The sequence below is a fragment of the Secundilactobacillus paracollinoides genome (assembly GCF_001702155.1).
Taxonomy (GTDB): domain Bacteria; phylum Bacillota; class Bacilli; order Lactobacillales; family Lactobacillaceae; genus Secundilactobacillus; species Secundilactobacillus paracollinoides.
The window spans coordinates 115939-136291 of record NZ_CP014912.1 but is presented as its reverse complement, the minus strand read 5'-3'; the positions used below and the strand labels follow the sequence as shown (position 1 = coordinate 136291).

The following is a 20353-nucleotide window of genomic DNA, read 5'->3' as shown; positions in this document are numbered from 1 at the left end:
TAATAAACTAACAATATCATAACACAAAACCGGCTGGCTCGTAGGTGAAGTGTGTTTTTTAAGACTAATTTTTATTTTGACAGATACTGCTAGTCGACGATACAAAAAATCTCGCATCCTAAAATGGATAACGAGATTTTGATTAGTGTTAGTAAATGACAACGGGTGTCTTTAAGGGCACGTTTGCGTAGACCTGAGCCATGACGGAAGGCGGGGTGTTGACGCAACCGTGAGAGCCGTGACTCACGTACCATGACCCACCATATCGGGGTTGCCAAGGCGAATCATGAATGCCAACACCGGTATCGTCGACTGGCATCCAGTAACTCACAGGGGAGGCATATTTACTGCCATCGTCATTTAACCCACGTAACGTTGCGTGACGCTGTTTACTCCAAACAACGTACACGCCAGATGGGGTGGTGCCCTTTGGCGGCTTGCCAGTCACAACGTCCGTGGAAATAATCACGCGGCCATTTTTATGCACCCACATGTGCTGACTGGCCTTTGAGACTTCGACATAGGTAGACCCGAAATCCTGACCATTCTTGTGGTAACCGGTGCCTTGAATGATCGGTGTTCGGGTAACCGGTTTGCCAGCCAAAATGAGCTTGCTTAACTTTGGCGTTTCAGCGGTGACTTTGATGCTCCAGCCATAGAGGCCGGCAGGCACATTCACGTAAGTGCCGCTGTGCGTTTTGAAATGCCGTGTCTGATGCACGGTTCCATAGGTGTAACTTAATTTAATTAAGTAGGCTTCAACGGATTTTTGATTGACGGAAACGTGACCGTTGGCAGTTGTCAAGAAACTGGCAATTCGCGCTTCAGGAAGGGTGTTTTTTTTGTTTGCAAGGGTGTAGGTGATCTTATTTTTGCTTAGCTTGATTGCTGTTTTCTTTGCATTTTTTAACGACCTACTTGATGCCAAAACGGTCGGCTTCACGTAGGCAGCCTTCAGATCGATCTGAGATTGATGATGGGACACGGCACTGGTAATTGCTTGATTGACACTGGTTCGAGAGACTTGAGAGCCATAAACTTCCTTTTGAATCACGAAAGCCTGATTTTTGTAGACCAATTTTGCATTCCTGGTTGGTGTGCGGTTGGCATTATCAGCTAGACTGACGATCTGAGTTGACACCTTGTTTAAATCCGTGCGGTCGATCGCCTTTTGTCCTAACTGGTGGGTACTGGCTGCCGCTGTCGTCATGTGTGCTGGCCAAGTGTAGGCGTTTTGCTTATCGATCAGTCGACGAACCTGAGCCGTGGTATAAGGCTTGATCCCCAATTGATGCGCGGAAAATTGCGTCAGAGTTTGAGTCTTATCGACGACAGTGTACCGTTGATGACGCAACTTGGTATTGACTGACTGAGCCGCTTCTGCCGCTGTTTGGCCACCCACATTGATGCCATCGATCTGAGTATCATTTAAAAAATGTGTTTTATAATGGCTTGCGCGGGCGACATAGCCGAGACCCACAATTGCGATCACTGCTACCCCAGTTAAGAGCCATCGCTTTGTGTGTTTCATGAGTTCCCCTCCTTTAATCATATTAAAAGGGTACAGCATTCGTTCGTAAAATACAATTTTTTGGAAATATAATCTTTAGGTTATCAACGAACATGGATTAGTCGACAAAATCGGCTATTTTTAACGTTATCCCAGTAATCTGCGGCCATATATGTTGGTATTGATCCGTGATCAGCCACAGAAAGAGATAAGTAAATACTAATATGTAAAACGACGCTGTCATTGCATTACAGATGCAGTCACAGCGTCGTTTGAGCGGTAAAATTTAATTAGCCTTCAAGGGCAGCTAAACCATCCTTGGTGACTTGCTTTAAGGTCTTTGCAGAGTTTGCCATCTTCGCCTTTTCGTCGTCGCTTAATGGAATCTCGACAACGCCAGCTAAGCCGGAAGCATTGATGATGGCCGGTGTCCCAATGAAAATGTCATCCAATCCGTATTGGCCTTCGAGGGAGGCACCAACTGGTAAAATCGCGTTCTCATCCCGGAAGATAGCACGGGTTATCCGCATCAGAGAAGTTGCAACACCATAGTAGGTGGCACCTTTCCGGTTAATAATCTCGTAGGCTTTATTACGTACCTTATCTTCAATATCTGCTAAGTCACTGTCGGTAACACCCTTATTGTGGGCGTAGTCCTTTAGCGGCACACCACCAACAGTTGCCTCGTCGTACGCAGCAAATTCAGTATCACCGTGTTCACCTAAGATGTAAGCTTCAATACTGCGTGGATCAAGGTCTAACTTATTACCCAGTGCAACGCGCAGTCGTGACGAGTCAAGAGAGGTTCCTGAGCCGATCACCTTGTTCTTAGGGAAGCCAGAGAACTTCCAAGTAGCGTAAGTCAAAATGTCAACTGGGTTAGCAGCAACTAAGAAGATGCCGTTAAAGCCGGAGTCAACGATAGGTTGAACGATTGAAGACAGAATTTTAAGGTTTTTATTCACTAAATCTAAGCGCGTTTCGCCAGGCTTTTGCGGTGCACCGGCTGTGATCACAACTAGGTCAGCATCCTTTGCATCACTATAGTCACCAGAATAAATTTGTTTTGGCGCGGTGAAAACTTGGGCATCCTCTAAGTCAAGGGCATCCCCAACGGTCCGTTCCTTGATGACATCAACGATTACGAGCTCTTCTGCTAATCCTTGTTGCATCATAGCAAACGCATAAGCAGAACCCACGGCACCGTCACCGACTAAAACAACTTTTTGATGATGTTTGGACATATCATCCACCTCAATTCTAGATTTATTGCATTAGCAATTGGCATTATACTATCACAAATGAAAGCGCTTTATCTACTAAAAACACTTAACTTTAAAGGGTTTTTAACTTCCACGGAGCGTCTAAACCTTGTGAAATAGTTGCAATCTGAATTGTGTGGTGGTTGAAACAACGGTATACCGGTCTTTATTGACCTATTGCTTGATTTTGACTAGTAATTGTTTTACCGAAATTGGGGTAAACTTTTCTTTGTGTACGTTTATTCCTTTCATTCAGTAATTTCTTATTCTGTTGGGGAGGACTGGGTGACAGTCCGTTGCATTCCGCAATTTGGCAGGCCGCCATAGTGGCTCGCGATGAAGCTAATTCGATTCCTGCTGCGCAGCTCTCGAATGGATCTTCATCATCTCGCACATCAGTAACCGACCAAAGTACGGTCGCTAACTGATGTCGACACCACTGCTCCGTGCCAAATTGCTGCATTCCACTGACGTTGAGATTACTTTCTACCACTGGTTAAGCATCACGATGGCGTTAAACCAAGTTAGAAGAGAATCCGCCCTCGACTGCTAGTAAAGCCATTGACAGCAATGCTTCTCGCCATGAGCTAATCACTTGTAACGTTCAATTAGCAGGTTTCATGGCCCCGCTTATGAAGACTTATCACCTATGATGACTCACACAAGTATCGTAGCGTAGTGGAGCTGTTCGGCATTGCTGGCTGTGGTGTCGGTGTTCGTTGGCGAGGGTATTTTCCTCGCTTACGAACACGGGAGACGTAGGAGATCCTTGAATTTCTAGTTTATATTGTGGAAACGTGTTCCGCAGGCCAACTCCCGGAGTGCTCCACACTCTGGCTTCAGCCTGCAGGGCCGAACGGCGCTACGGAGCGACATGCCTAGCGCTATTTCAAGCTTCTTCGTCATGTTGTATGGCTTAACGAGGCGCCAGTCCTATTCAGAACTATCAATACCAACACTAACCACCGTCATTGTAGGCGCCAACTATGCAATTTAGGGTGACGTATGCTATACTTTTAGGGTTAAAAGATGAATAATAAAGTGTAAGAAAACGTTATGCTGAACGGTCAAGACTACCGTCCAGCTATTTTGCATGTTTTAATCAAATTAGATGAGTAATGAGGAGCGAAGCGCAACATGAAGATGATCGTTGGACTTGGAAACATTGGACCACAGTATCAGGGGACCCGGCATAATACCGGGTTTATGGTCGTTGAGCGGTTTGCTGACAAGGCAGGCCTCAGCTTTTCTACCCGGAAGATGGAAGCAAAGCTAGCAAGCGGCCAGGTAAACGGCGAAAAGGTGCTGCTGGTCGAACCGGAAACGTTTATGAATGAATCTGGCCGTGCGGTGGGTGCACTGGCCCATTTTTATAAATTGGAAACATCAGACATTATCATTGTTCAAGATGATATGGACATGACCGTTGGCCGCATCAGACTGCGTGCAAAGGGCTCAGCTGGCGGCCACAATGGGATCAAGAGTATCATTGCCAGTCTGGGGACCAGCGAGTTTGACCGAATTAAGGTCGGCATCGCCCATCCGTCTAAGGCCAACGTTGTGAATTACGTTTTAGGGAAGTTTACACCGGACCAGCAGATCGATTTTGATAACGCCGCTGACCACGCCGTCGAAGCCCTGTTTGACTGGCTTGACGAAGTGCCAATGACCGAACTGATGAATCGTTACAATTAAATGAACTAAGGATAACCCAACCGCGGCTAGTTGCTGCGGCCGTGATAAGAAAGGGGGAATAACCGTGCAATTAACTGAATTTATCGAAAAGATGCCTGAATACCAACAACTTGCAACGCAATTAGCACCAAAAACGCGGCAACTTGTGACCGGGATTACCGGCTCGGCAAGGGCACTTTTGATTCAGACCCTATTGCATGCCCAGGGCAAACCAATGATCTTCGTGACCGATACCATGTATCATGCAGACCAACTGGTTGCTGAATTAAGTAGTAGTTTAACCGATGATGAATTGTTTGAATTTCCAGTCGAGGAACTGTTAGCAGCCGAAATCGCGACCAGTTCTCCCGACTTTTTGGCGCAACGCATCCTTGCGATGAGTGCACTTCGGGCAGACAAGCCAGTTGTTGTCGTAACTTCTGTCGCTGGATTGCGCCGGCAGTTACCGCTGCCGCAATCCTTTGATACAGCACGCTTTACGCTTAAAACGGGTGACGACATTGATTCTGAAGACGTGATTGCGCATCTGCAACGGATGGGATACCACCGACAAAAACTTGTGGATGCGCCAGGTGACTTTGCAGTCCGCGGGTCGATCATTGATATCTATCCGTTAGATACTGAATATCCAGTTCGGGTCGACTTGTTTGATACCGAAATTGATTCCTTGCGTTACTTTGACGCCAGCACGCAACGCAGTGTTGAAAATATTGATGAGGTGACGATTCTAGCCGTTACCGATCTGTTATTAAATCCCGAACAGCGAAACGCTGCTGCAAAGCGCCTTACAGATGCACTAAAGACCCAGATGAAACAGCTTGATGATGACGGAGCGGAACAGCTCAGTAATTTTGTGACCCCGCTGGTTGATGACCTTAAAAAAGGCGGCGTATCGGCTGAACTGCGGTTATTTGGTGATTATCTGTTTGGTGATGTATCGTTGTTGGACTATTTGGCAGATGACGGGTTGGTCTTACTGGATGACTATCCGCGGGTTCGCGAAGCCAATAAGCAGCTTGAGCTGGATGAAGCCAACTGGGCGGTCGATAAGCTTAAGGACCACCAGATCTTCACCGACCAGCAGTTTGGGCTGCCGTTTGCGAACGTGCTTAAGAAAGACCAGCATGCCGAGATCTTCTTTGCGCTGTTCCAAAAAGGCATGGGGAACATGCGGTTTAGTCAGTTGATTGAGATTCAGACGCGCAGTATGCAGCAGTTCTTCGGTCAGATGCCGTTGCTGAAGCAAGAAATTGAACGGTGGCAGTCGCTGAACCAGACAGTCGTTTTACTGATCAACGATGAAGAACGGCTAAATAAGGTGTCCGAAACACTGGATGATTTCAAAATTAAAACGGTGATGACGAAGGCCAGTGATCTGCAACCCGGCCAGGTCCAGCTGGCACCTGGACAGTTCCAAAACGGGTTTGAATTACCCGAGGCCAAGCTGGTTGTGATCACTGAGGCCGAAATGTTTAAGCAGGTGGCTAAACACCACCGTCGCCGGCAAACGCTGGCGAACGCTGAACGACTAAAGAGTTACACGGACCTGAAACCAGGCGATTACGTGGTTCACGTGAACCATGGGATCGGGCGATTTGAGGGTATGCAGACGCTTGAAGTCGATGGCGTGCATCAGGATTACATGACGATTTCGTACCAGAACGGCGCGAAATTATTTATTCCGGTCAGCCAGTTAAACCTGATTCAAAAATACGTCTCGTCAGAAGATAAAACACCACGGATCAACAAGCTTGGTGGTTCTGATTGGGCGAAAACCAAGAAAAAAGTTGCGGCTAAAATCGAAGACATCGCTGATGATCTGGTGGAGCTCTACGCCAAGCGGGAAGCCGAAACCGGCTATGCGTTCCCACACGATGATTCCTATCAGCAACAGTTTGATGATGATTTTCCATACTCAGAAACGCCGGATCAGCTGCGCAGTATCGATGAGATCAAGCACGATATGGAAAAACGAAAACCAATGGACAGACTCCTAGTCGGTGACGTTGGGTATGGTAAAACGGAAGTGGCACTGCGAGCAGCCTTCAAGGCAATTGAAGCTGGCAAACAGGTGGCCTTTCTGGTCCCGACCACCATTTTGGCGCAACAACACTACGACACGATGACGACTCGGTTTGAAGGATATCCGGTCACCGTGGCAATTTTGTCGCGGTTCCAAACGACTAAGGAAGTCCACGAAACGGTCGCTGGGTTAAAGGACGGGTCGATCGACATCGTTGTCGGAACCCATCGGTTACTTTCAAAAGACATCGGGTTTAAAGACCTGGGCTTGCTTCTTGTGGATGAGGAACAACGATTTGGTGTGAAGCATAAGGAACGGCTCAAGCAGTTGAAGTCGCAGGTCGACGTGCTGACGTTGACCGCAACGCCAATTCCACGGACACTGCACATGTCAATGCTGGGTGTGCGTGATCTGTCCGTTATTGAAACACCGCCAGCTAACCGGTTTCCAATTCAGACGTACGTGATGGAACAAAATGCCGGCGCCATTCAGGATGGTATTCGCCGGGAAATGCAGCGGGGCGGCCAAGTCTTCTTCCTGCATAATCGCGTGGGTGACATTGAAGAGACTGTGAGCCAGATCAAGGCGATGGTACCTGAGGCTGAAGTGGCCTATATCCATGGTCAAATGACGGAAGCACAACTAGAGGGGATCCTCTACGACTTCATTCGTGGCGACTATGATGTGCTGGTCACGACAACGATCATTGAAACCGGGATCGATATTCCCAACGTGAACACGATGTTCATCGAAAATGCTGATCACATGGGGTTGTCGCAACTGTATCAGCTCCGTGGTCGGATCGGCCGGTCGAACCGGGTTGCGTACGCCTACTTTATGTACCAGCCAAACAAGGTGCTGACTGAAGTGAGCGAAAAGCGGTTAGAGGCCATTAAAGATTTCACTGAGCTGGGATCTGGGTTTAAGATTGCCATGCGGGACCTCTCGATTCGGGGCGCGGGGAACCTGTTAGGAAAACAGCAGCACGGGTTCATCGATTCCGTCGGGTATGATCTTTACTCGCAAATGTTGGGCGATGCCGTGGCTAAGAAACAGGGGAAACAGCAGCGTAATAAGACGGATGCGACTGTCGAGCTGGGGCTGGAAGCCTATCTGCCAGATACCTACATCGAAGATCAGCAGCAAAAAATTGAAATGTATAAGCGGATTCGTCAAATCGAAACTAAGGAGGATCTGACCGAGGTTCAGGATGATCTGATCGACCGGTTCGGTGAGTATCCATCCGAGGTGGCGAACCTACTGGCAGTCAGTCAGTTAAAGGTGCAAGCTGATGCTGCCTTGATCGACAAGATGCACCGGAAGAAAGATATTATCACGGTCACCTTCAGCTTGAAGGGGACGGATGAATTCAGCGGGGAGTCCGTCTTTAAGGCTCTCGCCAAAACGAAATTGAAAGCAACCGTCAACCTGCAAGATGATCACCTGATCGTGGGCTTAGTCATCCAACCTAAGATGGCCGCTCCCGATTGGCTGAATGAGCTGACATTGTTTGTCAAAGCATTAAGTGAAATGGCAGCGTCCAGTGTCGCTGAATAGGTGAGTTATGAAAGAACGAAATATGCGGACGATTATGCAGGGGGCAATTTTACTGTCCGTTGCATCGCTGATTGCGAAAATTCTAAGTGCTGTTTACCGGGTACCGTTCCAGAACATGGTGGGCAACACGGGATTTTACGTGTATCAGCAAATTTATCCCATATACGGCATCGGGATGACGTTTGCACTGAGCGGTCTGCCCATGTTTATTTCTAAATTAGTGGCTGAATCAAAGAACCAGGCGGAAAAACAAGCTGTGCTGCACCAGGTATTTGTGCTGATGCTCGGGTTTTCCCTGATCGTCTTCTTTGGTCTGCAGGGCTTTGCCGGCCCCATTGCGGTTGCGATGGGGGACGGTCGACTGCGGCCGATCATTCAAGCGGTGAGCTGGATGTTCTTGTTCTCACCGTTTCTTTCGGTCTCCCGGGGTTATTTTCAGGGTGAGTACGATATGCGGCCGTCAGCGAGTTCTCAGCTTATTGAACAAACCGTGCGCGTGGCTGTTATTTTAACGGTTGCCTACTGGGCAATGCGTCACCACTGGGATGTTTACCGAATGGGGACCTGGGCAATGAGCAGTGCCGCGATTGCAGCGGTCTTTGCGTCCGCAGTCATGGCTTGGTTTGTGACCCGCTATCAAGTGAGTTTTTGGCAGCGACCGGTTAACCGCCCGGCTTATCGGTATGGCACATTGGCCAAACGGCTGTTGATTGAAGGCGGAACGATCAGTTTATTTGCGTCGATGATGGTGCTGATGCAGCTAGTGGATTCGTTCACGGTTAAACGTGGATTAGTCCTGCATGGGTTTATGGATGATCAGGCAAAAGCGCTTAAAGGTATTTACGACCGTGGTCAGCCGCTAGTTCAGCTTGGGCTGGTGGTTGCAACCTCGTTTGCGTCGTCGCTTCTGCCGTCCTTAACTGAAGCGTTGAGTCACAATCGGCAACAGCAGTTTAGGCGATTGGCTAAGCGGATGATTCGAATCAGTTTAGTGATCGCATCGGCTGCCACCGCCGGACTCATTGCACTGATGCCAGAAATCAACTTTTTTCTGTTTGGTGACCGGCAAGGCAACACGATGCTGTCCGTGTACGTGCTCAGCATTGTGTTTGCGACGCTGATCATGATTTATAATAGTATTTTACAAAGTCTCAATGAATTTCGCGTGACACTAATTGGTCTTGCCATCGGACTGCTGGTCAAGCTGGTCATCACCGAACGCAGCGTGGTGTTTATGGGCGCTGCCGGTGCCAGTTGGGCGACAGTCATTGCCCTGGCAGTCATGACCTACATGCTGACGCGACAGGTGCAATCATTACACTTAAATGTGTTTCAGGATCGATTGATCAGTAAACTCGTGACGTTGTGCGTGGCGATGATTATTGGCCTCAGAATCCTAATTGACCTATTACACGCCTTCTTCGGCCCGGCACTGATGATGTCACGGTTGGGCGCACTCCTCGTGAGCGGCATTGGCGTGGTAGTGGGCGTTGTGTTTTTCATTGGTATGGCGCTGCGCTGGCGGTTACTGACATTGCGGGAGTGGTTAATGTTACCAATGGCGGATAAATGGTTGCGACTATTTTCAAAATAACGGAGGAACAATATGCGATTAGATAAATTTTTAAAGGTGTCACGAATTATTAAACGACGGACGGTAGCAAAAGAAATCGCGGACAAGGGCAGAATTACGGTCAACGGCCGCGTGGCAAAGTCATCAACGGATGTGATGCCGGAGGATGAACTGGTGATTAAGTTCGGAAATAAGACACTCACAGTGCAGGTGATGCAGTTGCTGGATACGACTAAGAAGCAGGATGCTGACAATATGTATAAGATTGTTAGTGAAGAATATGAGAAGGATTTTAGGGAGTAGAGAGTGGAGCAAGGCGGGTTAGGGGCGGTGTGTAACGGACTCTGGTCTAAAAGTCCGGGCCTGACTTTTAGACCAGAGTCCGTTACATTCTGCCCCTTAACCGCCTTTCTCCACACTCTCTATTACAATTCTGTAACTTTTCCTGAATCCGTTTTAAACCCCATGGACAAGGGGCTAATGTGTTGTTATACTCAACATAAAGCTACTTTCCTGGGAGGGGTAAAGATGGCAGCAAAGGGAAATGTTACACATCTTGATAATGACTACACAAGACAGGTTACAGCTGCGCATACTGAAACGAAACAATTGTTGACGAAGCGCAGAAAAAAGCGGGCTATGATTATGGTGGCGTTTTTTATCGTCGTTTTTTTGGGTTTAGGGGCCCAGATCATTCACACGAAGATCGCGATGGGTCAGACAACTCAGCAGATCTCCGCACGAAAGACCAAGCTATCGACGATAAAACAAACGTCACAACGGTTACAAGGACACGTTGACCGCTTAAATGACAAGTCGTATCTTGAAAAATTGATCAGATCTAAGTACTACTACTCAAAGTCTGGTGAAACGATCTACAGTCTGCCGTATGAAAAATCAAGTGACGTCACGGCAAAATAGCAGGGTTTCGACAGTCAATATAGTGGTTAATTCCCGTCGCGTCAGTCTGGATAACCGAGATGAATTTCCTCAGCTATTTGGGCTTGTCTGCAACGGGACTTTTAGATTCTTTGAACCAGCACATAATGGTTAAGTGGTTTCATTTTAAAACGTGTTTATGAAAGCTGAACACGCTGTTGATCAACCCGTTTTTGACAACCTCAAAAAACGGCAAAATGAAAATATGATTAAGAATTCATGGGATTGTTCCATTTGGATTCTTGATAATTGTGCTATAATATTAGTACATATTTTAAGGAGGAAATTCTTTTTTATGGCAATCGAGGTTGGAGCAAAAGTCGCTGGCAAGGTTTCAGGTATTACAAACTTTGGTGCATTCATCGACTTAGGTGAGCACAAAACCGGCTTGGTTCATATCAGTGAGGTATCTGACGGCTTCGTGAAGGATATCCACGATGTGTTAAGTATTGGCGACACCGTGACCGTTAAGGTATTATCCATTGGTGACGACGGTAAGATCGCATTATCAATTCGTAAGGCAACGGATCATCCGGAAGGCGAACATGAACATCATGAACACCATTCGCGTGATCATCACGATAATAACAATCCTCATCATGACACTCATCATGAGAGTAACAGTCACCATAATGGTGGCAATGGTGGTAATTCCCATTATCGCAGTAACAACAATGGTGGTCGTTCACACAACGCCCACTCCTCAAACCATAAGGAGAGTTTTGACGATATGATGTCCGGTTTTCTCAAGGATAGTGAAGATCGGCTAGCAACTCTTAAACGTAATACTGAGGGTAAGCGCGGCGGCCGTGGCGGGCGTCGCAGTTAAGTTGGCCAGCAGGCTGATAACCGTATGATTTTAAGACGCCATTATCGTGAGTTGATGATGGGGTGGGTCGTCAAGCAAATCCAGCAAGGGTTCGCTTGACGGCCCTTTATTTTTAGGTGTCCTAGAAAGGAACGCAACGTGAAATTTCAACAACGATTTGACCATGTGATTCAATCAAACGCCTGGTTTTCAAAAAAGGATACAGTGATCGTGGCGGTGTCCACTGGGGTGGATTCGATGACGTTGTTAAGGCTGCTTGAACGGTTGCCAGTTGATGTGCGCCCAAGGGTGATCGTGGCACATGTCAATCATCGGCTACGACAGCAGAGCGAGGCTGAAGCCGAGTATTTGCGGACTTATTGTCACGACCATGACCTTGTTTTTGAAGGCACCGTGTGGCCGATCGAAACACATCCAAAAACGGGAATTGAGGCGGCAGCACGTGATTTTCGGTACGCCTTTTTCGGCCAGCTCATGCGCCGGTATCAGGCGACAGCGCTCGTGACAGCACACCACGGGGATGACCAGGTAGAGACCATTTTGATGAAACTCATTCGTGGGGGTGACCTTCACCAATTGGTCGGCATCAAGCGTGCTCAGCCATTTGGTGGCGGGCTGCTCGTCCGACCACTACTGGATTATGGCAAGGCTGAGCTTATCTCGTTTGCTAGAGCGCAACATCTTACGTGGTACGATGATGACACTAATCAGGCGGATGACGTGTTGCGCAACCGGATTCGCCATCAGGTCGTACCGGTGTTAAAGCAGGAAAATCCTCAGTTGCTTGCCCACGTGCAGCACTATGCAGATACGCTGACGGCGCATCTGGCGTTAAGCGATGCACAACTTTCCACAGATTGTCGACGGATAACAGTTCGACGTTCACCGTTGACGGGTGATGTGCGCGGCTTTCAACGGTTACCAGATGGGGTTCAACAACCTGTGATGCGGCGGTTTCTTCAAGCGCTTGGCCCCGTTTCTGAAGCCCACGTGACCGCTGCAACGGGCCTGCTGACGGGTCAGCGGCCACAGGGCGAAATTGCGCTTGGCAACCACGTCCGACTCGTTAAGAGTTACGATTATTTTTCAGTGATAAATGAAACAGAACTTCCTGAAAAACCACGTGTGCAAAACAAAAATGTGGTAGTATCTAGACAGTGGGTTGATATTGCAAAACAGTGGGCAATCCGGTTGGTAGCAGCACCTCAGGCGGTCATGACAGGGTCTGATCGCATGCGTGTCGTGTTGCAGCCTTCGGAACTGCCACTGTCTGTCCGCAACGTGCAACCCAGCGATCGCATTCAGTTGAAACAAGGCGGTCATAAGTTGGTGCGTCGGATCATGATCGACCACAAGGTGCCTAACGCGGTGCGAGACCAGCAACAAGTGGTGGTCTCGGCTGCGGGGGAAGTCCTGTGGGTCATTGGCATCCAGCGTAGTTTCAGAGCGCCACGGTCGGATGGCAAGACGTTTGAACTTCAACTTAAACCGCTAAATTAAAGGAGAAAAAGATGAATAACGATATCGAACGCGTGTTATATAGTCAGGATGACATTAAGGCTGCCTGCCAACGATTGGGCGCACAGCTGACCGAGGACTACGCCGGTAAAAGACCGCTAGTCATTGGCGTCCTGAAGGGTGTGATCTTCTTTATGACGGATCTGCTGCGGGAAATGGATCTCATGGCAGATCTTGATTTCATTGATGTTTCAAGCTACCACGGTGGCACCGCGTCCACTGGTGAAGTGACGTTGGAACAAGATATCAGTACTGATATTAAAGACCGTGATGTGATTATTGTGGAAGATATTCTGGATAGCGGGCGAACGCTGGCCTACTTGAAGGACTTCCTTGAAGCACGCCAACCGCGTTCATTTAAGGTCTGCACCTTGCTGGATAAACCCGAGGGACGCGTGGTCGAAGCCAGGGCAGATTACGTTGGTTTCAATGTCCCAAATGAGTTTCTCGTGGGTTATGGTCTGGACTATCAAGAATTCTATCGAAACCTGCCGTACGTGGGCATTTTAAAACCCGAAGTTTATGCGAATAAATAATTAGTCAAACAAGGTCAAATGTGATAATATATTGACTATCAAGCAAGGGAATATCCCTAGTTTCGTTCCTAACTACGGGAACCGTGAGTAAGGAGGCACTAAATGAACAATAAGAGAAATGGACTCTTTAGAAATAGTCTGTTTTACATTGTGATCTTCCTGTTGATCATGGGGGTTGTTTACTTTTTCCAAGGCAACAACTCAAACTCGCAATCCCAAGATATTCAATCCAGTGAGTTTATTCAACAGTTAAAGCAAAACAAGATTAAAAAGTTCTCCGTTCAACCGTCCGGCGGCGTGTACAAAGTTACCGGTGAGTATCGGACAGCTCAAAAGTCTAAAGAATCCACGACTGGCTTTACGCTTGGTGGGAGCACAAGTTCAAAGGTAACAAGTTTCTCGACCGCGATTTTGGAAAACAATTCGTCGGTTCAAGAAATGACACGTTATGCCCGGGATCATAACGTCAAGATGAACACGAAGGCTGAGGAGTCCAGTGGCTTCTGGATCAATCTGCTGGTGTATGTGGTACCACTGCTTGCCTTTATCTTCTTCTTCTACATGATGATGGGCCAGGCTGGCCAAGGCGGCGGCAATGGCCGGGTGATGAACTTTGGGAAATCCAAAGCGAAGCCTGCTGACAGCAAGGAGAACAAGGTTCGTTTCTCAGATGTTGCCGGTGAGGAAGAGGAAAAGCAAGAACTTGTCGAAGTTGTTGAATTTTTGAAGGATCCAAGGAAGTTCATATCCTTGGGTGCCCGGATCCCATCGGGTGTGTTACTCGAGGGACCTCCTGGTACTGGTAAAACATTGCTGGCTAAAGCGGTTGCCGGTGAAGCCGGTGTACCATTCTTCTCAATTTCTGGGTCTGACTTCGTTGAAATGTTCGTTGGTGTCGGTGCTAGCCGTGTGCGTGATTTATTCGACCAGGCTAAAAAGAGCGCGCCATCGATCATCTTCATTGATGAAATTGATGCCGTTGGTCGTCAACGTGGTAACGGCATGGGCGGCGGTCACGATGAACGTGAACAAACCCTGAACCAGTTGTTGGTCGAAATGGACGGGTTTACTGGGAATGAAGGCGTCATTGTGATGGCCGCTACCAACCGTTCTGATGTTTTGGATCCAGCCCTGCTTCGTCCGGGTCGTTTTGACCGGAAGATCCTGGTTGGCCGTCCTGACGTTAACGGTCGTGAAGCCATCCTGAAAGTTCATTCTCGTAACAAGCCATTAGCTAACGATGTTGATTTGAAAGAAATCGCCAAGCAGACACCTGGGTTCGTGGGTGCCGACTTGGAAAACCTGTTGAACGAAGGGGCGCTCTTGGCTGCTCGTCGTAACAAGACTGAGATCGATGCCGGTGATATTGACGAAGCTGAAGATCGGGTTATTGCTGGGCCAGCTAAACGTAACCGAGTCATCAGTAAGACTGAACGTGAAACAGTGGCCTACCATGAAGCTGGGCATACCATTGTCGGGTTAGTGCTTAATGATGCACGGGTCGTTCACAAGGTGACCATTGTGCCACGTGGCCGTGCTGGCGGGTACGCGATTATGCTGCCGCGTGAAGACCAAATGCTCATGAGTAAGAAGGATGCTATGGAACAAATCGCTGGGTTAATGGGTGGTCGTTCAGCTGAAGAGATTATCTTCAACTCCGAATCATCCGGGGCCTCAAACGACTTTGAGCAGGCAACGCAAATTGCCCGCGCCATGGTGACCCAATATGGGATGAGTGATAAGGTCGGAACAGTTGCCTTGGAAAGCTCTAGCGGCCAACCAATGGGCAATAATCCTTACGGCGGTCCAAGTTATTCAGGAGAAACGGCTGCGGCCATTGACGAAGAAGTTCGTCGTCTCTTGAATGAAGGTCACGAAACTGCTAAGAAGATCATTTCTGAACACCGTGAACAACATAAGTTGATCGCACAAGCCTTGCTCAAGTACGAAACACTTGACGAAAAGCAGATCCTCAGCTTGTTTAACACGGGTGAAATGCCTTCTAAGGATAATGACTCTGAATTTCCGAGTGAGAAGGCTGCTACTTTCGAACAGTCCAAGGCTGAACTTGAACGTCGTGAAGCAGCTCGCCATCAAGAACAGGAAACAAACACTGAAACTGATCAGTCAACCGATGATCAAGCGGATGACCAGACAGAGACGCCAAAGTCTTCTGATGATCAAACGCCAAAGGCAACGGATGATGGATCAACCTCCGACAAGCCACACGATGATGATTCTGATCACGAGGCTTAACGGCATAGAAATCGCTAACGATTGTTGGCGGTTTTTTTGTGGGCTTTTTTTTGTGAAGCGGATGGTGGCATGATGTTGGGGCGTCGTTTGTTTTAAGCCGTTTGCTGAAGGTGTGGTCTTTATTTTGGAACTCGTTTTGTAGGGTTGAGCGTTCGTATTTTGGATATGAGGATACAGGTATGTGGGTTGGGCATTTTAGGTGGTGAATAGATGATCACGCTGACAGGCAGTCATAGCGATCTTGTTAAAGAACCGAGCAGCATTGCGGTTTTGCTATTTTGGCGTCGAAACGTGCTCCAGAAGGACAAGGAGTTGCACCTAGTGGACTTTGACCGTAAAAGCCAGGCCCGGGCTTTTACGGTCAAAGTCCACTAGGCTCCACTCCTTGAGCGTCCTTCTTCCGCACTCTGTTTTCTATTCTATTCTTTCCAGAGAATCGTTTTACATGAGGTCCTAATTTTATCTAGCCGAAACGTGCTCCAGAAGGCAAAGGGTTGCACCTAGCTAGCTTTGAGGGTAAAGGCCAGGGGCGGGCCTTTACCCTCAAAGCTAGCTAGGCTCCACCCTTTAACCGCCTTCTTCCGCACTCTGTGTTATACTATCCAAGACGCATTCAAGGGAGGAAACAAAAACATGTCAGATTATTTAATTAAAAGTCTTGTCGACGACAACCAGTTTCGGGCATACGCTGTTGATGCCACTGAGCTTGTTCGTGAAGCACAGCGCCGGCACGACACCTGGGCCGCTTCTTCAGCCGCACTTGGGCGATCGTTAGTGACCACTTTGCTGCTTTCTTCTTCCGTGCTGAAGGGTGACGAGACCATGACGGTTCGGATCAATGGTGGCGGTCCCGTTGGCGGTATCGTCATCGATGGCAATGCAAAAGGGACGGTTAAGGGGTACTTACAAGAGCCCCACGTCAATCTGCCGCTGAACGATCATCATAAAATTGACGTTTCAAAAGCGGTTGGTGTGAATGGCTTTTTGTCAGTGACCAAGGATCTGGGACTAGATCAACCTTACACCGGTCAGGTACCACTTGCTTCCGGCGAAATAGGGGATGATTTTACGTTCTACCTTGCGCAATCAGAACAGATTCCGTCCGCAGTGGGTGTTTCAGTCTTTGTTAATGAAGATAACTCGATCAAGGTTGGCGGTGGGTTTCTGATTCAGGTCATGCCAGATGCATCAGATGATGCGATTGCGCACCTTGAGAAACGGTTAAAAGAAGTGCCGATGGTTTCTGAACTCTTGTTAGCAGGACAGAAGCCTGAGGATATGCTGAATTTGTTGTTTGGTGAAGAGAACGTCAATGTCTTAGATAAAATGCCAGTAGCGTTTAAATGTGATTGTTCTAAGCCAGAATTTGCGAAGGCCTTAGGTAGTTTGCCGACAAGCCAGTTGGAAACAATTATTAACGAAGATCACCACGCAGAGACCGTTTGTCATTTTTGTCGGAACAAGTACGACTTTAGTGAAGCAGAACTCAAGGCTATTTTAGCCAGCAAAACGGCGTCATAAGTCGGGTATAATTTTAGGTAAGAGTGTGCTATTATAACTAGCGCAGCTTAAAAACGGCAAATAGATAGTAAATTTAATTTAAGAGGTGAGCCTATGGAATGGCAAATTGGTGACGTCAAGATTCCTAACCAGGTTGTTGTTGCGCCCATGGCTGGGGTGACGAACTCGGCCTTTCGGGTCATTTGTAAAAAATTTGGTGCAGGGTTAGTTGTTTGCGAAATGATTTCTGATCGCGGCATCATGTACCATAACCAAAAAACGTTAGACATGATGTTTGTAGATGCTGTTGAGCACCCGATGAGTATTCAGATCTTTGGCGGCAGCAAAGAGACCCTTGTAGAGGCCGCTAAGTTTGTTGATCAACACACTGCCGCAGATATCATTGATATCAACATGGGGTGTCCGGTCAATAAAGTAGTTAAAACAGATGCTGGTGCTAAGTGGTTGCTTGATCCCAACAAGGTCTACGAAATGGTTTCCTATGTCACGGATGCTGTTAAGAAGCCTGTTTCGGTTAAAATGCGAATTGGCTGGGACCTGGATCACGTTTACGCGGTTGAAAATGCATTGGCCGCAGAACGTGCTGGAGCGTCTGCTCTGGCCATGCATGGGCGGACACGGAAACAAATGTATGAGGGCCACGCTAACTGGGACGTTTTAAAAGACGTTGCCAGTGAACTGACGATTCCGTTTATGGGCAACGGCGACGTGAAGACGCCGGAGGATGCTAAGCAGATGCTCGATTACGTTGGTGCTGATGCAGTGATGATCGGTCGGGCGGCCATGGGGAATCCATGGATGCTCAAACAGACTGAACACTACTTGGAAACGGGTGAGCTGATTGAAGAGCCAAGTCCTGCAACGAAGATCCAAACGGCTAAGAAACACCTTCACCGGTTAGTTGAACTCAAGGGCGATTACGTTGGCCCACGGGAATTTCGCGGCCAAGCGGCGTACTATCTCAAGGGCATCTCACACTCAGCCAGAACAAAGGCGGCACTGAACAATGCCGAAACGGAACAAGAAATGATCGATCTGTTTGATCAATTTTTAGATAAACTGGCTGCTTTACCGGCACGTCAGCGATAAAATCCTTAAAAAGCAGGCAAAAGAGCTTGCTTTTTTTATTGAGGGTTGGCATGATTAAACAGGTAGAACGAAATATGGAGGTATTAGTGTGGCTGGAAAAGATAAAGAAATGAACGACCAAATGCACGTTCGTCGCGAAAAGATGGACGAATTGCGTGATAACGGTATTGATCCGTTTGGTCACCGATTTGAACGAACTTATTTGGCACAGCAGTTGCAAGATGAGTTTAGCGATATGGATAAGGATGAATTAAACGACCTTGGTAAGACCGCAGTGATTGCTGGTCGGATGGTGTCAAAGCGTGGTAAGGGTAAGGTTGGCTTTGCTGATTTGCAAGACCGGACTGGCCGGATCCAGATCTACGTTCGTAAAGATATTTTAGGTGATGAGGTTTACCACATTTTTAAACGGTCAGATATTGGCGACCATTTGGGTATTGAAGGGGACATTATCAAGACCGACATGGGTGAACTGACGATTCGGGCAACTAAATTGACCTTCCTATCTAAGGCACTTCGGCCATTGCCAGAAAAGTACCATGGCTTGCAGGATAAGGAGCAAATCTATCGTCAACGTTACTTGGATCTGATTTCAAATCCAGAAAGTTTTGACCGGTTTAAGAAGCGCAGTAAGATCATTACAGCCATTCGGGCATACTTAGATGGGGAAGACTTTACTGAAGTCGAAACTCCTGTATTGCATAACCAGGCTGGTGGTGCCAATGCACGGCCATTTATTACTCACCATAATGCATTGAACATTGACCTTTACCTGCGGATCGCGCTGGAACTTCATCTCAAGCGGTTGATCGTTGGTGGTATGGAACGCGTTTACGAAATTGGCCGTGTCTTCCGTAATGAAGGGATGGATACTCGGCATAACCCTGAATTCACCATGCTTGAAACTTATGTGGCCTACTTCGATTTCCACGACGTGATGGATGAGACTGAAGGGATTATCAAGGCTGCAGCTAAAGCCGTGACTGACGATGGCGTTATTTCATTCCAAGGCCATACGATCGATTTGAATAAAGACTTTGCCCGTGTTCATATGGTAGATGCAATCAAAGAGTATACAGGTGTCGATTTCTGGCCGGCAATGACTGACGATGAAGCTAAGAAATTAGCTGATGACAATGGGATTCACTATGAATCTTATTGGAAGGTCGGTCATATCATCAACGCATTCTTTGAAGAGAAGGTCCAAGATAAGCTGGAACAGCCGACCTTTATTTACGGACACCCAGTGGAAATCTCGCCATTAGCTAAGAAGAATCCTGATGATCCTCGGTTTACAGACCGTTTTGAGCTCTATATTACGGGTAACGAGTTTGCAAACGCCTTTACTGAGTTGAATGATCCAATTGACCAGCGCCAACGGTTTGAAGCCCAAGTGGCCGAACGTGAAGCCGGCAACGATGAGGCAGAAGGTATCGACGAAGACTTTATCGAAGCTTTGGAATACGGGATGCCGCCCACAGGTGGTCTTGGAATCGGTATCGATCGCCTAGTCATGCTGTTGACGGATGCAGATTCAATCCGTGACGTCTTGCTATTCCCAACAATGCGACCAGAAGATTAGCATAAATGAGTAAATAAGCAATTTTAGTAAGAGTCAGGTTAAGTTTTTAGCCTGGCTCTTATTTTTATTCTCTTTTTTAAAATAAATTGCTAAACTGTATTGACCAGTGTGTTTAAAGCTGGTATAGTTATTATCGTTGTCAAAGAGGCAGAGGAATGTGTTGTTCCGATTTATATGAATAAGCATTCAAACAATTTATAAAAAAACATTGACGGCGATACGTCAACATGTTATTCTTATAAAGTTGCTTCGGCAGGTCGACAACGAGTTGAGAAAGTTTTTCAAACTTGTTGTTGACACGTTAAAGACAGCGAGATACAATTAAATAGCTGATTCAAAGGGAATCAGCTAAGTAGACCTTTGAAAACTGAACAAAGTTTTGTTTCACAAAGTGCAGGGCATCTCAACTGTAAGTTGAGATCAAATGTAATTTGCGAACGTCAATTCGCTTATTAACAATGTA

At 47.4% G+C, this 20353-nt stretch carries 14 protein-coding genes; 12 read left to right on the top strand and 2 right to left on the bottom strand.

Translation table 11 applies throughout. From position 1 onward, the window contains the following. Window positions 1-148: 148 nt before the first annotated feature. Window positions 149-1531 (bottom strand): L,D-transpeptidase family protein, encoded by a 1383-nt coding sequence (locus AYR61_RS00515; RefSeq protein ID WP_065900882.1) that lies wholly within the window; start codon window positions 1529-1531, stop codon window positions 149-151. A 269-nt stretch (window positions 1532-1800) separates the two neighbouring features. Beyond that, window positions 1801-2754, bottom strand: coding sequence for an L-lactate dehydrogenase (locus AYR61_RS00510; RefSeq protein ID WP_054711194.1), 954 nt, complete (start codon window positions 2752-2754; stop codon window positions 1801-1803). A gap of 1155 nt (window positions 2755-3909) precedes the next feature. Between AYR61_RS00510 and pth the strand changes: the two genes are divergently transcribed. From pth to lysS, 12 genes are all read left to right on the top strand, one after another. Next, window positions 3910-4467, top strand: coding sequence for an aminoacyl-tRNA hydrolase (gene pth / locus AYR61_RS00505; RefSeq protein WP_065900880.1), 558 nt, complete (start codon window positions 3910-3912; stop codon window positions 4465-4467). Window positions 4468-4531: 64 nt separating this feature from the next. Further along, window positions 4532-8047 carry a transcription-repair coupling factor gene (gene mfd, locus AYR61_RS00500; RefSeq protein WP_404814634.1) on the top strand — a complete coding sequence of 1172 codons (3516 nt, stop codon included), beginning with the start codon at window positions 4532-4534 and terminating at the stop codon, window positions 8045-8047. A 7-nt stretch (window positions 8048-8054) separates the two neighbouring features. Next, on the top strand, window positions 8055-9641 hold the full coding sequence (locus AYR61_RS00495; protein ID WP_056987556.1) for a putative polysaccharide biosynthesis protein: 1587 nt from the start codon (window positions 8055-8057) through the stop codon (window positions 9639-9641). Window positions 9642-9653: 12 nt separating this feature from the next. Next, a complete protein-coding gene (locus AYR61_RS00490) occupies window positions 9654-9923 on the top strand; it encodes an RNA-binding S4 domain-containing protein (protein WP_054711199.1) in 270 nt (89 codons plus the stop codon). Between the two features lie 225 nt (window positions 9924-10148). Beyond that, a complete protein-coding gene (locus tag AYR61_RS14765) occupies window positions 10149-10541 on the top strand; it encodes an FtsB family cell division protein (RefSeq protein WP_056987555.1) in 393 nt (130 codons plus the stop codon). A 313-nt stretch (window positions 10542-10854) separates the two neighbouring features. Continuing rightward, complete coding sequence (locus tag AYR61_RS00480; protein WP_054711203.1) at window positions 10855-11388, top strand: S1 domain-containing RNA-binding protein; 534 nt, start codon at window positions 10855-10857, stop codon at window positions 11386-11388. A gap of 138 nt (window positions 11389-11526) precedes the next feature. Further along, on the top strand, window positions 11527-12888 hold the full coding sequence (gene tilS / locus AYR61_RS00475) for a tRNA lysidine(34) synthetase TilS (protein WP_065900878.1): 1362 nt from the start codon (window positions 11527-11529) through the stop codon (window positions 12886-12888). 11 nt (window positions 12889-12899) lie between these two features. Further along, complete coding sequence (gene hpt, locus AYR61_RS00470) at window positions 12900-13442, top strand: hypoxanthine phosphoribosyltransferase (RefSeq protein ID WP_056987554.1); 543 nt, start codon at window positions 12900-12902, stop codon at window positions 13440-13442. Window positions 13443-13544: 102 nt separating this feature from the next. After that, complete coding sequence (gene ftsH, locus AYR61_RS00465) at window positions 13545-15698, top strand: ATP-dependent zinc metalloprotease FtsH (protein ID WP_056987553.1); 2154 nt, start codon at window positions 13545-13547, stop codon at window positions 15696-15698. A gap of 633 nt (window positions 15699-16331) precedes the next feature. Beyond that, on the top strand, window positions 16332-17219 hold the full coding sequence (gene hslO, locus AYR61_RS00460) for an Hsp33 family molecular chaperone HslO (protein WP_054712844.1): 888 nt from the start codon (window positions 16332-16334) through the stop codon (window positions 17217-17219). 93 nt (window positions 17220-17312) lie between these two features. Beyond that, window positions 17313-18308 carry a tRNA dihydrouridine synthase DusB gene (dusB, locus tag AYR61_RS00455; protein ID WP_065900876.1) on the top strand — a complete coding sequence of 332 codons (996 nt, stop codon included), beginning with the start codon at window positions 17313-17315 and terminating at the stop codon, window positions 18306-18308. Window positions 18309-18417: 109 nt separating this feature from the next. Continuing rightward, entirely contained in the window at window positions 18418-19890 is a 1473-nt protein-coding gene (gene lysS / locus AYR61_RS00450) for a lysine--tRNA ligase (protein WP_054712847.1), read from the top strand. The last annotated feature ends 463 nt before the right edge of the window (window positions 19891-20353 follow it).

Excerpts from the sequence above, each read along its gene's own strand:
- AYR61_RS00515 (WP_065900882.1), bottom strand. The coding sequence starts at position 1,531 with ATGAAACACACAAAGCGATGGCTCTTAACTGGGGTAGCAGTGATCGCA.
- AYR61_RS00510 (WP_054711194.1), bottom strand. The coding sequence starts at position 2,754 with ATGTCCAAACATCATCAAAAAGTTGTTTTAGTCGGTGACGGTGCCGTG.
- pth (WP_065900880.1), top strand. The coding sequence starts at position 3,910 with ATGAAGATGATCGTTGGACTTGGAAACATTGGACCACAGTATCAGGGG.
- AYR61_RS00495 (WP_056987556.1), top strand. The coding sequence starts at position 8,055 with ATGAAAGAACGAAATATGCGGACGATTATGCAGGGGGCAATTTTACTG.
- AYR61_RS00490 (WP_054711199.1), top strand. The coding sequence starts at position 9,654 with ATGCGATTAGATAAATTTTTAAAGGTGTCACGAATTATTAAACGACGG.
- AYR61_RS14765 (WP_056987555.1), top strand. The coding sequence starts at position 10,149 with ATGGCAGCAAAGGGAAATGTTACACATCTTGATAATGACTACACAAGA.
- AYR61_RS00480 (WP_054711203.1), top strand. The coding sequence starts at position 10,855 with ATGGCAATCGAGGTTGGAGCAAAAGTCGCTGGCAAGGTTTCAGGTATT.
- hpt (WP_056987554.1), top strand. The coding sequence starts at position 12,900 with ATGAATAACGATATCGAACGCGTGTTATATAGTCAGGATGACATTAAG.
- ftsH (WP_056987553.1), top strand. The coding sequence starts at position 13,545 with ATGAACAATAAGAGAAATGGACTCTTTAGAAATAGTCTGTTTTACATT.
- hslO (WP_054712844.1), top strand. The coding sequence starts at position 16,332 with ATGTCAGATTATTTAATTAAAAGTCTTGTCGACGACAACCAGTTTCGG.
- dusB (WP_065900876.1), top strand. The coding sequence starts at position 17,313 with ATGGAATGGCAAATTGGTGACGTCAAGATTCCTAACCAGGTTGTTGTT.
- lysS (WP_054712847.1), top strand. The coding sequence starts at position 18,418 with ATGAACGACCAAATGCACGTTCGTCGCGAAAAGATGGACGAATTGCGT.